Source organism: Haladaptatus paucihalophilus DX253 (genome assembly GCF_000376445.1).
Taxonomy (GTDB): domain Archaea; phylum Halobacteriota; class Halobacteria; order Halobacteriales; family Haladaptataceae; genus Haladaptatus; species Haladaptatus paucihalophilus.
Genome location: NZ_AQXI01000001.1, coordinates 770,407 through 789,668 on the forward strand (window position 1 = coordinate 770,407; position 19,262 = coordinate 789,668).

Annotated in this window: 18 protein-coding genes; 14 read left to right on the forward strand and 4 right to left on the reverse strand. The window is 63.6% G+C overall.

Annotated features, from left to right (window positions below; all coding sequences use genetic code 11):
• The first annotated feature begins 29 nt into the window (after positions 1 to 29).
• From ligA to B208_RS0104415, 3 genes are all read left to right on the forward strand, one after another.
• Positions 30 to 1,676, forward strand: a complete 1,647-nt coding sequence (ligA, locus tag B208_RS0104405; RefSeq protein ID WP_007980385.1) for an ATP-dependent DNA ligase LigA — start codon at positions 30 to 32, stop codon at positions 1,674 to 1,676.
• A 104-nt stretch (positions 1,677 to 1,780) separates the two neighbouring features.
• The gene (locus B208_RS0104410; RefSeq protein ID WP_007980386.1) at positions 1,781 to 2,530 is read left to right on the forward strand and encodes an MBL fold metallo-hydrolase; all 750 of its coding nucleotides are present in this window, start codon (positions 1,781 to 1,783) and stop codon (positions 2,528 to 2,530) included.
• An 83-nt stretch (positions 2,531 to 2,613) separates the two neighbouring features.
• Positions 2,614 to 3,468, forward strand: coding sequence for a zinc ribbon domain-containing protein (locus B208_RS0104415; protein WP_018128719.1), 855 nt, complete (start codon positions 2,614 to 2,616; stop codon positions 3,466 to 3,468).
• A 6-nt stretch (positions 3,469 to 3,474) separates the two neighbouring features.
• Here B208_RS0104415 and B208_RS0104420 read toward each other — a convergent pair whose 3' ends face one another.
• The 3 genes from B208_RS0104420 to B208_RS0104430 all read right to left on the reverse strand — a co-directional run bounded on the left by B208_RS0104420 (position 3,475) and on the right by B208_RS0104430 (position 7,265).
• Positions 3,475 to 3,660 (reverse strand): hypothetical protein, encoded by a 186-nt coding sequence (locus B208_RS0104420; protein ID WP_007980388.1) that lies wholly within the window; start codon positions 3,658 to 3,660, stop codon positions 3,475 to 3,477.
• 96 nt (positions 3,661 to 3,756) lie between these two features.
• On the reverse strand, positions 3,757 to 4,851 hold the full coding sequence (locus B208_RS0104425) for a DNA topoisomerase IV subunit A (protein WP_007980389.1): 1,095 nt from the start codon (positions 4,849 to 4,851) through the stop codon (positions 3,757 to 3,759).
• On the reverse strand, positions 4,848 to 7,265 hold the full coding sequence (locus B208_RS0104430) for a DNA topoisomerase VI subunit B (protein WP_026177732.1): 2,418 nt from the start codon (positions 7,263 to 7,265) through the stop codon (positions 4,848 to 4,850). The genes B208_RS0104425 and B208_RS0104430 overlap by 4 nt, the downstream gene beginning before the upstream one ends.
• Before the next feature lie 230 nt (positions 7,266 to 7,495).
• Here B208_RS0104430 and B208_RS0104435 point away from each other — a divergent pair, with 230 nt between their 5' ends.
• The 3 genes from B208_RS0104435 to gyrA all read left to right on the forward strand — a co-directional run bounded on the left by B208_RS0104435 (position 7,496) and on the right by gyrA (position 12,674).
• A complete protein-coding gene (locus tag B208_RS0104435) occupies positions 7,496 to 8,164 on the forward strand; it encodes a hypothetical protein (protein ID WP_007980391.1) in 669 nt (222 codons plus the stop codon).
• Positions 8,165 to 8,265: 101 nt separating this feature from the next.
• A complete protein-coding gene (gyrB, locus tag B208_RS0104440) occupies positions 8,266 to 10,182 on the forward strand; it encodes a DNA topoisomerase (ATP-hydrolyzing) subunit B (protein ID WP_007980392.1) in 1,917 nt (638 codons plus the stop codon).
• Entirely contained in the window at positions 10,179 to 12,674 is a 2,496-nt protein-coding gene (gene gyrA, locus B208_RS0104445; protein WP_007980393.1) for a DNA gyrase subunit A, read from the forward strand. The genes gyrB and gyrA overlap by 4 nt, the downstream gene beginning before the upstream one ends.
• Positions 12,675 to 13,019: 345 nt before the next feature.
• Here the strand turns inward: gyrA and rocF are convergent, their stop codons facing one another.
• Complete coding sequence (gene rocF, locus B208_RS0104450) at positions 13,020 to 13,940, reverse strand: arginase (RefSeq protein WP_007980394.1); 921 nt, start codon at positions 13,938 to 13,940, stop codon at positions 13,020 to 13,022.
• A 148-nt stretch (positions 13,941 to 14,088) separates the two neighbouring features.
• Between rocF and B208_RS0104455 the strand changes: the two genes are divergently transcribed.
• The 8 genes from B208_RS0104455 (at position 14,089) to B208_RS0104490 (ending at position 19,257) form a co-directional block, all read left to right on the forward strand.
• Positions 14,089 to 14,622 (forward strand): Rrf2 family transcriptional regulator, encoded by a 534-nt coding sequence (locus B208_RS0104455; RefSeq protein WP_007980396.1) that lies wholly within the window; start codon positions 14,089 to 14,091, stop codon positions 14,620 to 14,622.
• 101 nt (positions 14,623 to 14,723) lie between these two features.
• A complete protein-coding gene (locus B208_RS0104460; RefSeq protein WP_007980397.1) occupies positions 14,724 to 16,094 on the forward strand; it encodes a hypothetical protein in 1,371 nt (456 codons plus the stop codon).
• A complete protein-coding gene (locus B208_RS0104465) occupies positions 16,091 to 16,363 on the forward strand; it encodes a hypothetical protein (RefSeq protein WP_007980398.1) in 273 nt (90 codons plus the stop codon). Before B208_RS0104460 ends, B208_RS0104465 begins: the two co-directional genes overlap by 4 nt.
• 84 nt (positions 16,364 to 16,447) lie before the next feature.
• Complete coding sequence (locus B208_RS0104470) at positions 16,448 to 16,933, forward strand: GNAT family N-acetyltransferase (protein ID WP_007980399.1); 486 nt, start codon at positions 16,448 to 16,450, stop codon at positions 16,931 to 16,933.
• Between the two features lie 69 nt (positions 16,934 to 17,002).
• Positions 17,003 to 17,377 (forward strand): DUF555 domain-containing protein, encoded by a 375-nt coding sequence (locus tag B208_RS0104475; RefSeq protein WP_007980400.1) that lies wholly within the window; start codon positions 17,003 to 17,005, stop codon positions 17,375 to 17,377.
• 44 nt (positions 17,378 to 17,421) lie between these two features.
• Complete coding sequence (locus tag B208_RS0104480; protein ID WP_007980401.1) at positions 17,422 to 17,961, forward strand: CBS domain-containing protein; 540 nt, start codon at positions 17,422 to 17,424, stop codon at positions 17,959 to 17,961.
• A gap of 104 nt (positions 17,962 to 18,065) precedes the next feature.
• A complete protein-coding gene (locus B208_RS0104485) occupies positions 18,066 to 18,641 on the forward strand; it encodes a metal-dependent hydrolase (RefSeq protein ID WP_026177734.1) in 576 nt (191 codons plus the stop codon).
• A gap of 121 nt (positions 18,642 to 18,762) precedes the next feature.
• Positions 18,763 to 19,257, forward strand: a complete 495-nt coding sequence (locus B208_RS0104490; RefSeq protein ID WP_007980405.1) for a GNAT family N-acetyltransferase — start codon at positions 18,763 to 18,765, stop codon at positions 19,255 to 19,257.
• Positions 19,258 to 19,262 lie beyond the last annotated feature (5 nt).

Here is a 19,262-nt window from a genome sequence, read left to right on the forward strand (position 1 = left end):
TTAACTCCGACCGACGGCAACGGCCGATAATGGAGTTCGGGGAGTTCGCCGACACGGCCGCGGAGATAGAGGAATTGAGTGCCGATAGCGACATCATCGATGCCGTCACCGACCTCCTCTCGTCGGCGAACGACGACCTCGAAGTGCTGGCCCGGTTCGTGCAGGGGCGGGTGTTCCCGGCGTGGGATTCCACGACGCTCGACATCGGGCCGAACCTGTGTTACACCGCCATCGCCCGCGCCGCGGGGCAGAACGTCTCGGCGGACGACGTGGAGGACCGCCTCGCCGAGATGGGCGATATCGGCGCGGTCGCGGCGAGTTACGAGTTCGGCGGTCAGCAGGGTCTCGCCGCTTTCGGCGGCGGGCGGGACGAACTGACCGTCGCGGAGGTTGCGACGGAACTCGACGCGCTCGCCACGACCGAGGGGTCGGGCAGTCAAGACACGAAGATAGATATCCTGTTCGGGCTGTTCAACCGCACGGAATCGCTCGAAGCGCGGTATCTGGCCCGCCTCGTCCTCTCGGAGATGCGAATCGGCGTCGGCGAGGGAACGGTTCGGGACGCCATCTCGGCGGCGTTCGACGTGCCGGTCGAGTCCGTCCAGCGGGCATTGCAGGTGTCGAACGACTACGGGCGGGTCGCCCGCGTAGCCGAATCGGAGGGCGAAGACGGGTTGGACGACCTGCAACTGGAAGTCGGCAGGCCGGTGCAGGCGATGTTGGCGCAGGCGGGCGCCGTCACGGACGCGCTGGAGGACTGGGAGGTGGCGGGCGTCGAGTGGAAGTTCGACGGCGCGCGGGTGCAACTGCACTACGACGGCGAGACGGTTCGAATCTTCTCGCGGAACATGGAGGACGTGACGGACCCGCTGCCGGAGGTCGTCGAGTACGCCGAGGAGAACCTCGCCGCACCGGCCATCGTGGACGGCGAAGTCGTGGCGATGGACGACGGCGAACCCCTCCCGTTTCAGGAGGTGCTCCGTCGGTTCCGCCGCAAGCACGACGTGGCCCGCGCCCGAGAGGAAGTCGCCGTCGAACTCCGGGCGTTCGACTGCCTGCACGCCGACGGCGAGGACCTGCTCACCGCGCCGCTCGTCGAGCGCCACGACCGACTGCAGGTGATTCTGTCCGGGGGCGTGTCCGCGCTGACCGTCACGGGCGACGAGGACGAAATCGCCGACATCGAGGCCAATGCGCTCGACGCGGGCCACGAGGGAATCATGCTCAAGAACCCCGACTCGACCTACTCGCCGGGTCGCCGCGGGAAGAACTGGCGGAAGCGGAAACCCGACGTGGAGACGGTTGACCTCGTGGTGACGGGCGCGGAGTGGGGTGAGGGCCGCCGGGCGAGTTTCCTCGGGACCTTCCTGCTCTCCGCGCGGACCGAGGACGGCGACTTCGAAACCCTTGGCAAAGTGGCGACGGGTATCACGGACGAGGAGTTGGCCGAACTGACCGAGCTGCTCGAACCCCACATCGCCACGCAAGACGGCCAAACGGTCGAAATCGCTCCGGGAATCGTCTTCGAAGTGGGCTACGAGGAGATACAGGAGTCGCCGACCTACTCGTCCGGCTTCGCCCTCCGATTCCCGCGATTCCTCGGGGTGCGCGACGACAAGACGCCGGAGAGCGCGGATTCGCTGGAACGAATCGAACGCCTCGCGGAGATGCAGTAGGCGAGCGGGTCGGCGGTCGCGGTCGGACTCTGGCTCCGGTACGTCGTCGTCGGATTCGGCCGCCATCCGAACGCTTTTGTTCGAAACCCGCCCTATCGAAACCCGTGACGGTTCGACACGACGACGTGACGGTGGAATGGTTCGGCTACGCGACCGTGCGCCTCGAAACCGCGGACGGCTTCGTCGCGTACATCGACCCCGGGCGGTACGGCGTGCTGACGGGCGAGTGGGAACCGGACAGCCCCGACGCGGCCCATCCCGACCCGGTGGACTACCACGCGGCGGACGGCGACGCGGTGTTCGTCACCCACGACCACCACTACGATTCGGACGGTATCGAGCGCGTCGCGGGCGAGGACGCCACGGTCGTCGTCTACGAGGGCGTGGACGCAGATGCTATCGGGCGAGACGTGACGCCGCCGTCAGAACTACCCTACGAGGTAGTGCGAATCGGCGAGGAAGACCACCTGACGGTCGGCGACTGTGACGCGTGGTCGATTCCGGCGTACAACGAGGAGAACGGCCCGCACACCGGGGACGACGGCGAGCCGTTCCACCCGAAGGGATTCGGCATCGGCTACCTGCTCTCGCTCAACGGGTCGACCGTCTTCTGGCCGGGCGACACCGACGCGCTCTCGGGCCACCGGGCGCTCGACGTGGACGTCTTCCTCCCGCCCATCGGCGGCAGTTTCACCATGGACCGGCGCGAGGCGGCCGCGTTGGCCGCCGACCTCGACCCGGCCCTCGTGGTGCCGATTCATTACGGCACGTTCGCCGCGCTCGAAACCGATTCGGCCGCGTTCGCGGAGGACGTCGAGAACAGGGGTATCACGGTTGCGCTGGACGAGGACTGAAAATCGGAACGGGGATTCGTTCATCGATTCGAACCGTTCACTTCAACACAATCTTCTTGCCCCGCGGCCGAGATGGTTCCTCCATGCGTCCCCACGGAACCTCCAACTTCTGTTCGCAGTGCGGTTCGGCGCTCTCCCCCGGCGATTCGTTCTGTTCGCAATGCGGGAGTGCGGTCGGAGCGGCGGGTGACGGTCGCCGCTACACACACGGTGCGGGCACCCGCCATCCGCAGGACCCCGGATTTCGCCGCCGGGTGGAAGACCTCACGGTCGAAGGATGGGACGTGAAACACGATTACGGCGAGCGCGTGGTGATGGTGAACCGCGGGTTCGGGTCGATTCCGCTCCACATCCTCCTGCTCATGTCCACCAGCGGCGTCGGCAACCTGCTCTACGCGTGGTACTGTTACTCGCCGGGCGCGGAGCGAATCGAACTGCGTGCGGACGGCTCGGAGGAGTACTTCGAAAACGAGGGCGTTTCGACCGGCTGGTCGGCGAAAAGCGCCCTCGGATTCCTCGTGAGTTCCTTTTTCGGGTTGTTCGGCGTCCTGTTCGGGTCGTTCCTCCTCTTGACCAACTGGGCCGGTACGGGATTGGTCTTCGGGACCGCCTCGCTCCTGCTCGGGTTGTTTTTACTCTTGCTCGCCCCCAAGCACGTCCCCGGTTTCAAATCTCCCACGACGTTCGGTCGCGTCCGTTCGACGGACGAAAAGACGGTCTTCGAACCGGCCACGCCCTGTTCCGTCTGTGCCGAACCGGTCGGAAACGGGGTAAAGCGAACCTACCACGAGCGCACGTACGTCGCCGGAATCCCGGTGCGGACGGTCAACGAGGGCGACAACCACTACTGCCGGTCGTGCGCTCGCGGGGACTTCGAATCCGGTGGTGCCGGAGTCGAAGCCGACGCTACCGGGACCGCCGAAACCGAATTCGTCTGAGCGCGGTCAGTCCGACAGGCCGCCGTCCAGCGCATCGACGACTGCAAGCGCGGCGAGGCCGACGCCGACCACGCCCGCGAGTCGTGCCAGAAACGGGTTCGAGACCCGCACCGAGTACGTCGTCAGCACCCAGACAACCCCGCAGATCATCGCGCCGACGCCGGTCAGTTTCAGGTTCAGCCCATTCGGCATGCGTCTTTCGTACGCACCGACCATTGATGAGACTACCTACTCATCACGCGAAAGAATTCTCTCGACGGGGCGGATTCGGAAAAAGCGACCGTCGGTTCAGATGATACCCATATCCGAAAGCCGCTCGGGGAGGTAGGTGTCGGTCACGAAGTCGAGTCCGTGGGAGGCGAGCGCCTGCTGTTCGGACTTCTTCTCGATGTCGAGTTGGAGTTCTATCTGCTCTTCCCAGTAGTCGGTCTGGTAGCGCGGGTCTTCGAGTTCGCTTTCGAGCGCGTTCTTGTCGGAATCGCTCAGCGGGTCGGTCGGGAGGTCGTACTCCACGATGTCCTTCGGCTGGATGCCGATGAACTTCGCCTCGGGCGTGGCGAGGTAATCGCTCAGGTGCGCGCTCTTGATGGACCCGTAGGCGACGGACCCGTAGATGCGGTAAGACCACGGGTCACCGTCGGTGAAGACCGTGACCGGCAGGTCGAGTTCCTCGTGCAGTCGCTTCGTCAGGCGGCGGGTCGCCCGCGCGGGTTGGCCGCCGAGGTGGACGATGATGGTGTTGTACTCCTCGTCGAACCCGTTCTCGACGAGTCGGTCGCGCATCCCACCCGTCTCGACACAGAGGACGAAATCCGCGTCGTTGTCGAGGAACTCGATGGTGTCCGGGTTGTTCGGAATCTGGTACCCGCCCTGTCCCACGTCGTCCTGGCAGTGAATCTCCCGGTCGCCCCGGTTGGTCTGTTCCCGGAGGAGCAGCGGACCCATCACCTTCGCGCCGGACTCCTCCGGTCGCATGTGGAAGTCCTCGCGGGTGACCTCCGAGACGATTTCCAAGTCCTCGATGAGCTGGTTCGACTCGTCTTGGGTGGAAAACTGCGCTTCATCGGCGTCCCACGACTCCGAGAGGTAGTACAACTCACGAAGGGTAGAAGAGCGGTCTTCCTCCAACTGATTCGTGAGAAAGTCGATGGTGTACACCGCTTTCAGTAGCTTTCTGGCCCCACGGACGCTGTTCGCGCTCCGGGTGCTCTTCCGGTCGCCGTACACCCACACGTTCGAGTCCTCGTCGTACTCGATGTTGCTCTTCGTCCGGGTCGGAATCGACATCTCGGGAATCTGCCCGCCCGCGAACTGGTCGTAGAACTCCGCGGCGAGGTCGATGAGTTTCGCTTGGGCGTCTGCGTTGTCGTTGTCTGCGCTCATGTGTTGTTGGTCAGTCGTTCGTCTTCGATTCCTTCGACGGTCACGGCGTCGAACGATACGTCTTCGGCGACGTGATATTCGAGAACGGATTCCTCACCGCTCTCGACGGTGGGTTCCCACGTCACGAACCACTCGCCGTCCATCTCGACGGCGCTCGCACCGTCGGACAGGTTTTCGGGCTTGGTCGCCACGATGTCGGTCAGTTTCGGCGATTCGTTCGTCGAACCGTGGTTCTCCACGACGAGTTTCACCGTGTCCTCCTCGACCTCGCGCTCGACCAGCACGTTGTTCATGATGCGCGCCAGCGAGTCGCCGATTTCGAGGTCCTCGCGGCCGGTCACGGCCGAGAGCTTCTCGGCCATTTCGGGCAAGATTGTGGCGATGACGTTCTGTTTCTTCTGGCGCTTCTTGAGCGACTGGCGCTTGTTGAGGTAGGATTTGAGTTCGCGGGCCGCTTCCCGAATCGCCAGTTCGATTTCGTCCTCGATTTCGGGGACGTTGGCGATGGCGTCCTTCGACTCGCTCGTGAACGGGACGTTCGTGGACGCCACGTGAACCATGATGACGACCGGGCCGTTCGGGACGCCGCGGCCGCCGGGTTGGTCGAGGTTGTAGTTACGCCAGCCGATGGATTTCACCACGTCCGTCGTCGCGCAGGCGCCGCGCTGGTAGACCAGCGGCACGCGGTTCGCAAACCGGAGCAGTTCGGCGGAACCCTCAGCCTGTAGGTCGCCGCCGTAGGCGATTCCGGCCTCCACGATGAACGGGTCGCCGCCGTGAACGTCGGCGTCGCGGGTCGCGGCCGCGTAGAAGTCCGCGTCGTACTCCTTTCGGAGTCCGGCCTCCACGAGGTCGGCGGTGATGGGCGACAGGCAGTTGGTCGGCGGCGAGATGATGTCCGTCTCCTTCATCGCGTCGAGGAGTTCGCTCGCGATATCGCGGCTGTCCCCCACTTCGCGGACCTTCGGCACGTCGTCGGGAACCGTCACCATCGAATCCCAGATGGCATCGACGACGTTCTCGCGGGCCGTCTCTCCGATGGTCACGTCCTCGCGCTCCTCGGTCATGTCGGCCGCGCGGCCGACGTATTCTTCGAGCCGTTTTTCCGTCGCGCGGTCGTGGCCGTCCTCGTTCTCGAACTTCGCGGCGATTCGCTCCGCGAGGGCGCGAACCGTCTCGTCGTCCTTCCGGACGCTCGTCGCGTCGTCCACGAGTTCGTACAGGTCCGTCACGCGGTCGTCGGTGATCGCGGCCCACGCCGAATCGAGGGCGTTTTCCTGCACCGTCGCGCCGAACGAGGTTCCGAACTCCGCTTCGATTTCGTCGGCCGCGACGGCGATGATCGCCCGCAGTTGGTGGTGCGAGATTCGGTCGCTCTCGGCGGCCTTCTCCGCGACCGCGGCCGCGAAGGCGTCGGTCGCCTCGGCACCCTTGTTCGCCACCGCTTCCTCGACGGCCGACTCGATGTCAACCTCCTCGTGCGCTTGGGGCGCTCGCCACGCGGCCTCCCGGCCGTAGTGCCGGTCGCGGAAGTTCTCGATGACGTTCTCGGACGTCTTCTTTCCGACGCGGGTGAACTCCTCCTGCAGGAACCCGGAGATACTGTGCGAGTCGGTGCTCCCGAGCATCTTCAGGAGCGTTCCGAGTTCGACACCGTGTGGGTGCGGGCGAATCTCCTCGGTTTCGGCGGGGAGGCTCGCGCCGTCGGCGCGTTCGAACACCATCTCCTCGCCGTCTTCCATCCCCGGTTCCTCGAAGACGATCTTCGCGTGCGGGTTGACGACGGCGGTGTGTTTGATGTACCGGATGAGCTGCTGGCGCGCGCGCATGTTCGCCTCCATTTCGAGTTCGATGCGCGTGCCGTGGGTGCCGACGAGTTCCCTGCCGACCGGCGGCGTGTCGGATTCGGACTGAATCTCGGGCTCGTTCTCGTCGGTGTCGATGATGAGCTCGAAGTAGCGCTGTCGGTCGCTTCCCTTGGGTTTGCTCGTGATTTTGGCGGGCTTCCCGCTCGTCAGCTGGGAGTAGAGGACGGCGGCGGAGATGCCGATACCCTGCTGCCCCCGCGACTGCTCGCGCTTGTGGAACCGCGACCCGTAGAGCAGTTTCCCGAACACTTTCGGAATCTGCTCGCGGGTAATCCCCGGTCCCTCATCCTCGACGATGAGTCGATAGTAGTCGCCGACTTCCTCGATTTTTACGCGGACGAACGGCTTCAATCGGGCTTCCTCGGAGGCGTCGAGGGCGTTGTCGACCGCCTCCTTGACGGCGGTGACCAACCCCCGGGCACCGCTGTCGAAGCCGAGCATATGCTTGTTCTTCTCAAAGAACTCGGCGATGGAGATCTGTCGCTGGCTTTCGGCCAACTCTTCGGCGATCCCCTCGTCGCCGAGCGTAGACTGCATCGAAGGCATTCTTCGGGCGTATTTATCGTCGGGGACGTTAAAACTGCGCCGATGGGGTGGAGTGAAAGTGAAAGTGAAGCCGACGCGCCGTCTCCATTCCGAATTCCCCTTTTGCCGATTTCGACACCGAGATTTTCCCCGCCCGAACCGCCGTGCGTCGATTGGTTTTCTTCGAAGTATCTCAAATCGTCGTTTGAGCCATCGATGTCGCTTTCCTTCCCGAACACGATGGTCGAAACATGAACCGACGACGATTCCTCGCCGCGGGATTGTCCGGCGTGAGCACGCTCGCGGGGTGTCTCGGTGGGGCGTCCGATACCGACTCGTCCTCGACCGAATCGACGGGGACGACCGCCGAAACGCGAACCGCGACCGGAACGCGCACGACGGACGAAACGAGAACGACGACCGAATCCGGGTCGAGGGGCGGCGCGAACCGGACGGTCACGGTCGCGGATGCGGGAACGCTCGAAGCGGGCGACGTCTCCGTCGCAATCGACCTCACGAAGTCGGAAATTACCGCCGACCACACCGCGGAAGTGGTGTTCTCGCTGCGCAATCGAACGTCGGCGTCGGTCACGCTCTCGTACACGCTCCCGCGAGGGTTGAACGTCGTCACGGGGTCGAAATCGAACGGCGACGCTCGCCTGTTGCTGGTCGGCCAGGGGGAACAGTGGAACCGGACCGACGGCTGTTGGCAGCCCGACGCGCGGACGCTTGCGAGGGGAATGCCGGACACGGAACGGTCGATAACGCTCGCGGGAGGCGAAACGCGGCGGGAACCGTATCGACTGTGGAACCACCCGGAGAACGCGTCCTGTTTCCCCGCCGGGACGTACGAGTTCGTTCGCGCGTTTCGACGAAACGACTCGGAATCGACGTGGCGGTTCGGTCTTTCTCTCTCCTGACGAGGGGACATGAAAAGGAGAGGGGTGGATAATTTTAATTCGCACCGCGCGCGCGTGCGTGAGCTTTATCAGTGGTGCCTGCCTACTAAAAATCAGAATTTATGAGCGACGGAAATGAGTATAGCGCCGGGCAGATTCAGGTCCTCGAAGGGCTTGAAGCCGTTCGAAAGCGCCCGGCAATGTACATCGGTTCTACCGACTCTCGTGGGTTACATCACCTCGTCTACGAAGTGGTGGACAACTCCATCGACGAGGCGTTGGCCGGGTACTGTGACAGCATCGACGTAACGATTCACGAAGACAACTCCGTCAGCATCGCGGACGACGGACGCGGGATTCCCGTGGACCGCCACGAGGAGTATGACATGCCCGCGTTGGAGGTCATTTTGACCGTCCTCCACGCCGGTGGGAAGTTCGACAACAAATCCTACCAGGTCTCCGGCGGTCTCCACGGCGTCGGCATCTCCGTGGTGAACGCCCTCTCGGAGAAGTTCGACGTCGAAGTGAAACGCGACGGCGGCGTCTGGAAACAGACGTTCGAGCGCGGCGACCCGGCCGGCGAAATGGAGCGCGTCCGCGACATGCGCGACGACGAGGAAACGGGAACGTACCAGCGATTCTGGCCCGATACGGAAATCTTCGAGACGACGGATTTTACCTATTCCACGCTCGAAAACCGACTCCGCGAACTCGCCTTCCTCAACTCCGGCGTCGCAATCACGCTCGCCGACGAGCGCGACGAGGAGAAAGGCGATACGTTCCACTACAGCGGCGGCATCCGCGAGTTCGTCGAGTACCTGAACGAGACGAAAACCGCCCTCCACAACGAGGTTATCTACTTCGAGGACGAGGACGATAACATCCAAGTCGAGGTGGCGATGCAGGCCACGGACGAACTTCAGGGCTCGATTCACGCCTTCGCCAACAACATCAATACCCGCGAAGGTGGCACCCACCTGACCGGGTTCAAGACCGCCCTCACGCGCGTCGTCAACGACTACGCGAACGACAACGACATGCTGGGCGACCTCGACGAGAACCTCCGGGGCGAGGACATCCGCGAGGGGTTGACGGCGGTCATCTCGGTGAAACACCCGGACCCGCAGTTCGAGGGGCAGACGAAGACGAAACTCGGCAACAGCGAGGTCCGCGGTATCGTCGAAAGCGCGGTTCACGAGGGACTGTCGGTCTACTTCGAGGAACACCCGGACACCGCACAGGCCATCATCAGCAAGGCAGTCGAGGCCGCGAAGGCCCGGAAAGCCGCGAAGAAGGCGGAGGAACTCACGCGCCGGAAGAGCGCGCTCGAATCGAGCGCGCTCCCGGGCAAACTCGCCGACTGCCAGTCGCGCGACCCCACGAAGTCCGAACTGTTCGTGGTCGAGGGCGACTCGGCGGGTGGGTCCGCGAAGCAGGCCCGCGACCGCGAGTTCCAGGCCATCCTGCCGCTGTTCGGAAAAGTGCTGAACGTCGAGAAACACCGTCTCGACCGCGTGCTGGAGAACGAGAAGATTCGAAACTTCATCACCGCCATCGGCACCGGCGTCGGCGAGGAGTTCGACATCGACGACGCGCGCTATCACAAAATCATCATCATGACGGACGCGGACGTGGACGGAGCGCACATCCGAACGCTCTATTTGACGCTCCTCTACCGGTACATGCGGCCGCTGTTGGAGGCGGGCTACGTGTACGCCGCCCAACCGCCGCTGTACCGCGTCCGCTACCGCGGCAAGACGTACGACGCGATGACCGAGGAGGAACGCGACGAGATCATCGAGGAGAAATGCGACGGCAACCCCTCGCAAGTCCAACGGTTCAAGGGACTGGGCGAGATGAACCCGGAGCAACTGTGGGAGACGACGATGAACCCCGAAAACCGCATCCTCAAGCAGATAACCATCGAGGACGCCGCGGCGGCGGACAAGATGTTCTCGGTGCTGATGGGTGACGCCGTCGGGCCGCGAAAGCAGTTCATCCAGGACCACGCCACCGAAGCGGAGTGGGTCGATATATGAGTTCAGACACATCAGACCTCCCCGACGAGGTCGCGGAGAAGGTAAAGAGCGTCCGCGTCGAGGACGAGATGGAACAGAGCTACATCGACTACGCGATGTCCGTCATCGCGGGTCGCGCCCTCCCCGACGTGCGTGACGGGTTGAAGCCCGTGCACAAGCGCATCCTCTACGCGATGCACCGGTCTGGCGTGACGAGCAACGCGAGTCACCGCAAGTCCTCGAACATCGTCGGGGACACCATGGGCGACTTCCACCCGCACGGCGACCAGTCGATTTACGACGCGCTCGCCCGGATGGCACAGACGTTCTCCATGCGGTACCCGCTCATCGATGGGCAGGGGAACTTCGGCAGCGTGGACGGCGACCCGCCAGCGGCGATGCGATACACCGAGGCGCGGATGGACTCGCTGTCCGAGGAGATGCTCGCCGACATCGAGATGGACACGGTGGACTTCAAGCCCAACTACGACGGGCGATTGGAGGAGCCGGAAGTCCTCCCGTCGGCGGTGCCGAACCTCCTCATCAACGGGTCGTCCGGTATCGCGGTCGGGATGTCCACGAACATCCCGCCGCACAACCTGGGCGAGGTCATCGACGCGACGGTCGAACTCATCGATAACCCGGACGCGACGGTCGAGGACCTGATGGAGCACGTCAAGGGACCGGACTTCCCGACCGGCGCGAACATCGTCGGACGAAACGCCATCCACCAGGCGTACAAAACCGGCCGAGGACGCCTCCGCGTCCGCGCCGAGTACGAGGTGCAGGACGACCGCATCGTCATCACCGAACTGCCGTTCCAGACGAACAAGGCGCGACTCATCCAACGAATCGCCGACCACGTCAACGACGGCACCATCGAGGGAATCCGCGACCTGCGCGACGAGTCCGACCGCGACGGCATCCGCGTCGTGGTCGAACTCAAGCAGAACGCGATTCCGGAGGTCGTCGAGAACCAACTGCTGAACCACCGCCTCGAACGCACGTTCAGCATCATCTCGCTGGCGCTGGTCGATGGCCAGCCGAAAGTCCTGACGCTGAAGGAACTGCTTCAGCACTACTTGGACCACCGCCGCGATGTCGTTCGGCGACGAAGCGAGTTCGAACTCGACGAGGCGGAAGAACGGGCGCACATTCTCGAAGGCCGATTGCGCGCGCTCGACAACATCGACGATGTGGTCGAACTCATCCGCAACGCCGACGACCGCGACGGTGCTCGGTCGGGACTCCAAGGGACCTTCGACTTCTCCGAAAAGCAGGCCGAACACATCGTTCGGATGCAACTCGGGAGCCTCACATCGCTCGAATCCGAGGAAATCGAGGCCGAATACGAGGACGTGACGGCGCGCATCGAGCGCCTCGAAACCATCCTCGGCGACGAGTCGGAACTGCTGGGCGTCATCAAGGAGGAACTGCTGGAGATGAAGGAGAAGTACGCCGACGAGCGGCGGACGAAAATCGTGGAGGACACCTCGGAAGTCACCCGCGAGGACCTCATCGCCGAGGAGGACGTGTTCGTCGTCGTCACCGAGCAGGATTACGTCAAGCGCATGCCCATCGAACAGTTCGACGCGCAGGGGCGCGGCGGCAAGGGTATCATCGGCGCGGACGTGAAGGAGGACGACACGGTTTCGAAGGTGTTCCGCGCGAACACGCACGACTACCTGCTTTGCTTCACGAACCACGGACAGGTCTATCGCCTGAAGACCTACGAGATACCCGAGATGTCGCGCACGGCGCGCGGCAAGTCGGCCGTCAACATCCTCGATTTGGATAAGGGTGAGGACATCACCGCCGTCATCACGACGGACGAGTTCGAGGAGGACGAGTCGCTGAGCATGGTCACCCAGCAGGGATACGTCAAGCGGACCGCCGCGAAGGAGTTCGAGAACATCCTCTCGACCGGCATCATCGCCGCGCGACTCGAAGACGGCGACAAACTCGTGGACGTGAAGGTGACGGACGGTACGAAGGACCTGCTCGTCTCCACCAAGAACGGGATGACGATCCGTTTCGACGAGACGGAGGCCCGCGAGATGGGCCGAAGCGCCCGCGGCGTTCACGGTATTCGACTGGACGACGACGATGAAGTCGTCGGCATGGTCGCCGCGAACGGCGACGTTGACGACCTCCTCACCGTCACCCGGCGCGGGTACGGAAAGCGGACGAAACTCACCGAGTACCGTTCCCAGTCCCGCAACGGGAAGGGACTCATCGACATCAAGACGGGCGACCGGAACGGCCACGTCACCGAGATAAAGACCGTCATCGAGGACGACCACCTCGTCCTGATGAGCGAGCGCGGCCAGATAATGCGCATCCGGGCGGAAGACATCTCGGAGGTCGGCCGGAACACCATGGGCGTCACCGTGATGGACGTAGACGAGGACGACCGCGTGGCGAGCGTGGACGTGATTCCCGCCGAAGCCGCGGAAGCGGTCCCGGACGACGCCGAGACGGCCGAGGAATCGGAACCGGTCGCGGACGAGTAGCGACTCCCTGATTTTTCGAACACATTTTCTCAGGATTCGGGTCGTTCGTCACCACGACCATCGAATCAGCGGAATTGTCGCGGCCGCCAAAATCGGAATTTGAGGATCACCGAAGCTACGAAATCGACACAACCGCTCGTCGCTAGCATTCTCGCCGGAAAATCTCCGATTTTCCGGGCCGACGACCCCCCGAAAGGGGGTGAGGAGTGTCTTCCTGAACGGAGTGAAGGAAGGCCAGGAAGTCGCATGCCCGCACAGCGTAAGCGAGCAGGAACGTCTTCCGCTGCTTTGGGTGCAGATTTTGCCAGAGAGCGCGGCTCTACCGCGCTCTCGCGGCAAAAGGTGCTATAGGATACGCTTCCCCAGCGCGCTCGCGGCGAGTTCGGTGGCGAGCGTGGCGGTCTCGTTGTGTTCGTCCAGAATCGGGTTCACTTCCACGAATTCGAGCGACCGGAGGATGCCGTCCGCCTCGTTGCGCGTCGCCACGGTTTCGAGGGCCGAGTGGGCTTCGCGGTAGCTGACGCCGCCGCGGACCGGCGTCCCGACGCCGGGCGCTTCCTTGGGGTCGAGCCAGTCCATGTCGAAACTGACGTGGATGCCGTCCACGCCGTCAGTGGCGATGTCGAGTGCCTTCTCGACGATTTCGGTGATGCCGTGTTCGTCGATGTCGGACATGGTGTAGGTGGTGACGCCGCTCTCGCGGATGGCGTCGACTTCGGTGTCGTCCACGCTCCGGAGGCCGACGAGGACGACGTTCTCGGCGCGCAAGCCAGGGGCGTTCGCCCAGTCGGTATCCGCGAAGTCGTCGATGCCGAGCGCGCCCGCGAGCGGCATGCCGTGGACGTTCCCGCTCGGGGAGGTCTTCGGAGTGTTGAAGTCGCTGTGCGCGTCGAACCAGATGGCACCGATTTCGGCGTCGCGGGCCGCACCGCCGAGCGTCCCCATGGCGATGGAGTGGTCGCCGCCGAGGACGAGCGGGAAGGCGTCGTCGTCGATGGCGTCCGCCACCTCGTCGGCGAGGCGGGAACACACGTCCGCCGTCTCGCGGAGGAACTTGGCTTTGCCCTCCCTCGGCTCCTCGGTTTCCGGGTCGCGTTCTTCGGCTCGCGGAACGGTCAGGTCGCCGGAGTCGATGGCGGTCACACCGGCATTGGCAAGCTCTTCGGCCAGGCCCGCGTATCGAATCGCGGATGGTCCCATGTCCACACCACGTCGGTTCGCGCCGTAGTCGACCGGTGCCCCGATTATCTGGACGGGTTTCGTCATGATCGAATGGACGGGTCGAGGGGGTTTCAAAAGCTCCCTTTCGACCGGATGGAACTCTATTTAAGAGCGGAGTACTGACGGGTAAGGTACCGCGATTCTCCCACCATATTCGGCGGATTTAAGGAAATCAATTACCAAGATTCGAGTAATGTCTAGTATTGAGTTGACGCCTAGTCAGGAGACGATACTGACGGCATTGGTAAACTTGCACCGCGAAACCGAGGATGCAGTCAAGGGCGAGGACATCGCCGAAGAGGTTGACCGCAACCCCGGTACGATTCGAAACCAGATGCAGAGCCTCAAAGCGCTCCAGCTCGTGGAGGGTGTCCCCGGCCCGAAGGGCGGGTACAAGCCGACCGCGACGGCGTTCGAAGCGCTCGACATCCAGAACTTGGACACGGCCGCCGAGGTTCCCCTCGAACACGACGGCGAACCGGTCGAACAGAGCAACATCGAGGAAATAGACCTCACGAGCGTTCACCACCCCGAACTCTGCCGCGCCGAGATTCACCTTCGCGGCTCCGTCCGTGACTTCCACGAGGGTGACGAGGTGAAAGTCGGTCCGACGCCCCTCTCGAAACTCGTCGTGGAAGGGGCCGTCGACGGCAAGGACGACACCCGGAACATCCTCATCCTGAAGATACACCGGATGGAAGCGCCGACCGAAGAGCCGAACCACTAGAGACGGGTCGGATTCGACGGTTCACTTTTTCGCTCTCTCCGCTCTGACGCCTGCCGTTCGCTTTCGGAAACTATTATCCGCGGACGCACCTAGTGCCACCGATGCACCGCCGAACGACGATTCGGTATTCGACCCGTCTGGTCGCCGTGCTGTGGCTTCTGGTTTCCCTGTCCGGCCACGCACTGGCGCACGGTGCAAGTTTGCAGGGGTCCTCGAAATCCCTCTCGGTCCCGCTCTGGCTGTTCATTCTCACCGGCGGCGGCGTGGTGAGCGCGTCGTTCCTGCTCGCCAGTTTCGTTACCGACCGGTCGTTCATCCGAACGATACACCAGTGGCAGCGGTTCACGTCGCGGTCGGCCGACGACCTCCGCACCGTGACGGAGGTCGTCGGCGTCGTCTCCCTCGTCGCCATCGTCGCCGCCGGATGGTTCGGTCCGCAAACCCCCCGAGAAAACCTCGCCATCCTCGCCGTCTGGGTCGGGTGGTGGGCGGCGTACACGATATCGGTGTACGTCGTCGGCAACACGTGGCCCGCGTTCAACCCGTGGCGAACGGTCGGGGAGTTCCTGCCGACCCGCGACGCGAGTTATCCCGAGAAACTGGGCGCGTGGCCGAGCGTCGCCGGATTGCTCGCGCTTGTCTGGCTCGAAGTCATCAGCCCGCTCGCCGACAAACCCGACATGCTGGCGGACATCATCGTCCTCTACAGCGTCGTCACCATCGCGGGAACCCTCTGGTACGGCACCGACCGCTGGTTCGGGACGGTGGACCCCATCGCCCGCGTGTTTCGCTACTACGGGCGGGTCGCTCCGCTCCGACGCACCGAATCCGGCTTCGAGTTTCAACTGCCGGGTGCGCGCCTGACCGAGACGAAACTCGTCACCGGGTTCGACGAAGTGGGGTTCGTCATCGCCATCCTCTGGGTGACGACCTACGACGGCTTCGTCTCGACCCCGCTCTGGTCGGACGTCGCGCGCCCCGTCGCCGCCGCCGGAATCCCGCTGACCGCCGCGTATCTCACGGCACTGCTCGGCGGATACGGCCTCTTCCTCGGCGCGTACCGACTCGCAACGCGGCTTTCCCGAGACACCGCGGACACCTATCTCACCCCTGCCACCATCGCCCGCCGCTTCGCGCCCTCGTTGTTGCCCATCGCGGTCGGCTACCACCTCGCCCACTACGTGAGCTACTTCCTCTCGCTTTCGCCGACCCTCCTGGGCGTGCTGTCGAGTCCGTTCGACCCGCCACAGGCGGTCTATATCGTTCTGCCTGCGTGGTTCGGAGCCGTCAACATGGGGTTCGTCCTGCTCGGCCACCTCCTCGCGGTGTGGGTGGCCCACGCCACGGCCTACGACGTGTTTCCGAGCCGATTACAGGCGATACGAAGCCAGTATCCGCTCGTCGCCGTGATGATACTGTACACGATGACGAGCATGTGGATCGTCTCGCAACCGACGCTCACACCACCATGACCACGACGACAGACTACAGCGTTCCGTCCGGCGAATCGCCCCACGAGTGTGCCTACTGCGGCCACCCATTTCGGAAGGAGGAGTACCTCGTCCTCCACCGCGGGTTAGAACACGGGGACGAACTGCCCGAAGACGAGGTGGAAGCGTTCTACGACGCCTACGAAACCGAGACGGAGGAACTCAAACACTTCCGTCTCAAGGCGCTCGGCGTCCTCGTCCTGCTGTACTTCGGGTTCCTGTTCATCTACGCCATCATCGGCGTCTCGTAATTCCGCCGGTCGCCGGTTGGGTGCCGATGAGCGACCACCGTTTTCGCCGATACCGTTAGGGTTCGCTCCGTCGTCTCGCATTCCATGCCCTCGATTCGTCGCGCGACGGAAGCCGACGCCAAGCCGATTCTCGACCTTCGCTGTGCGTCCATCCGGGCGTTCGGAACGGAACGGTATCACGAGGAGCAGGTCGAACGCTGGGCGGCACATCCGTTCGGGAGCGCGCCGTATCTGGAGTCGATACGGAACGAATCGGAATCGGTCGCCGTGGCCGAAGGAAACGGCGAACTCGCCGGGTTCGGCCGCGTCGAACTGGATACCGGCGTGGTTTCGGCGGTGTACGTCCACCCCGACTACGCGCGGAACGGGGTCGGTTCGGCGCTCCTTTCGCACCTCGAATCGGTGGCACGTGACGCGGGGGTCGATTCGCTGACGCTCCATGCCTCGTTGAACGCGGTTCCCTTCTACGAGGAACACGGCTACGAGCGGGTTTCGACGGTGACGCACGAGGTGACCGGTGGCGTCGAACTCGCGTGCGTGGAGATGCGGCGGGACATATCGGTCGAATGAAAACACCGAGCCGTCGGTTTTCGGCCCGCAAACCAAAAGACACGAAACCCTCCGGTGTCTGGTTCGAGTATGAGCAATTACCTCGTTGCGATGGAGGCGGCATGGTTGGTACGTGATGTCGGCGATATCGACGACGCGATTGGCGTTGCGGTCAGCGAAGCCGGGAAACGGCTGAACCAGAAGAACATGGACTACGTCGAAGTCGAAGTCGGCGCGACGGGGTGTCCGGCCTGCGGCGAACCGTTCGATTCGGCGTTCATCGCGGCCCACACCGCGCTCGTCGGCCTCGTCCTCGAAATGAAGGTGTTCAACGCCGAGGGCGAGGAACACGCCCAGCGCATCGCCAAGAGCGAAGTCGGCGGCGCGCTCCGCGACGTCCCGCTTTCGATCGTCGAAACTATCGAATTCGACGAGGACGAGGAGATAGACTTCGGCGACGCCTGAACAGTCCGAACGATTTATACCATAACCATTGGTAATTTCTACGCATGGAACTCCCGACACCCCAAGACCTTCGGGAACACCGAACCGATTTGGGGCTCACACAGAGCGAACTCGCGGAGCGGGCGGGCGTCTCACAGCCCCTCATTGCGAGAATCGAGGGCGACGACGTGGACCCGCGGCTTTCGACGCTTCGGCGAATCGTGAACGCGCTGGAGGAATCGGAGGGCGACATCGTGCGAGCGGGCGACCTCCTGCACAAGTCCGTCGTCAGCGTCGCACCCACCGACACCGTGAGCGAAGCGGTCCAGAAGATGCAGGAAGCGGGCTACTCCCAACTCCCGGTCATCAAAGAGGGCGTCCCGGTCGGCTCGATAAGCGAGAGCGACCTCGTTCACGTCAGCGAAGACGCCCGCGACGAGGCGGTCCGCGAGTTCATGGATGAGAGCTTCCCGACCGTCTCGAAGTCGGCGACGCTCAACGAAATCAGCAACCTCCTGGACCACTACAAGGCCGTGATGGTGACGGAAGAGGGCGAAACCATCGGCATCGTCACCGAAGCGGACATCGCCGCACGGCTGTCCTAACGACGAAACAGGGTGTCGGGTCGGTCGCGGTCTTCCATTTTGCCGTGTCGGACGATACCGTTTCTCACCACAAACGTATTCCGAGCGACGTCGTAGAGCGACGCATGTGGCCGTGGGAATCCGCGATTTTCGCGTACCTCTGCTATTCGGTGTTCGTCCACGTTCGACATCACGAACCGCCGGGCGGGACCGCCGTCGTCGTCGCCGCCGTCGCGTCGGTCGTTCCCGACCTCATCGACAAACCGTTGAGTTGGCAGTACGGCGTCTTCCGGAACGGCTACGCTCTCGGTCATTCGGTGTTCGTCAGTCTGCTCGTCGTCGCCGTCGCCCACGCCGTCGCGCGACGGACATCGCGTCCGCGATTGGGTCTCGCGTTCGGCCTCGGCTTTCTCTCGCACAACGTCGGCGACGCGCTCGAACACATGAACGACGGACTCTGGTACGGCGTCGAACACGTCCTCTGGCCGGTGGTCGTGCTCCCGCCCGACGAGAGTCCGAGTTTCACCGGAACGGTGCGGCAGTTCCTCGGCGAGTATCGGACCCACCTCGTTCACCACGACTTCACGTCGTACTTCGTCCTCGTCGGTGTGATTTCGGCGTGTACGCTTCTCCTCTGGGCGTACGACGACTTTCCGGTCGCCCGCGAACTGCTGACGACGGTTCGGCGCGTCGTTCGGTAAGCGTTCCAACGCCGCGTTCGCCCGTCGGCCAACGCTGAAATACGGGCGATGTCGGGAGAACCGAGCGGCGGTATTTCGGCCTCCGCGACAGTTTTTTCCGCGAAGTCACCGATTGCCTGCCATGGGAATCGAGATTCGCTCGGCGGAACCGAGGGATACGGAGGAGATACGACACGTCGCGGAGCGGGCGTGGCACTCGGCTCACGCGCCCATCATCGGCACGGAGGCGACCGACGACTTCCTCGAACGCTACTACGACGCGGAGACGTTTCGCTCGCTCATCGAAACCGAAGCGTCCATCCTCGACGTCGCCATGGACGGCGACACTGGCGTCGTGGGATTCGTCGGCGCGAACCCGGTCGAGGGGTCCACGACGTTCGATTTAGGTCGCATCTACGTCCTCCCCGGTCGGTGGCGCGAGGGTATCGGCGGACGGCTACTCGCCCACGTCGAACGAACCGTCGAGCGGCGCGGCGGCGAGCGAATCCAACTCGGCGTCATGGCCGAAAACGAACGCGCCATCGCGTTCTACGAGTCGGCGGGGTACCGGCGCGACGAGAAGTTCTACGACGAGCGGGTCGACACGGCGGGCTACATGTACGTAAAAGAGGTGTGACACGG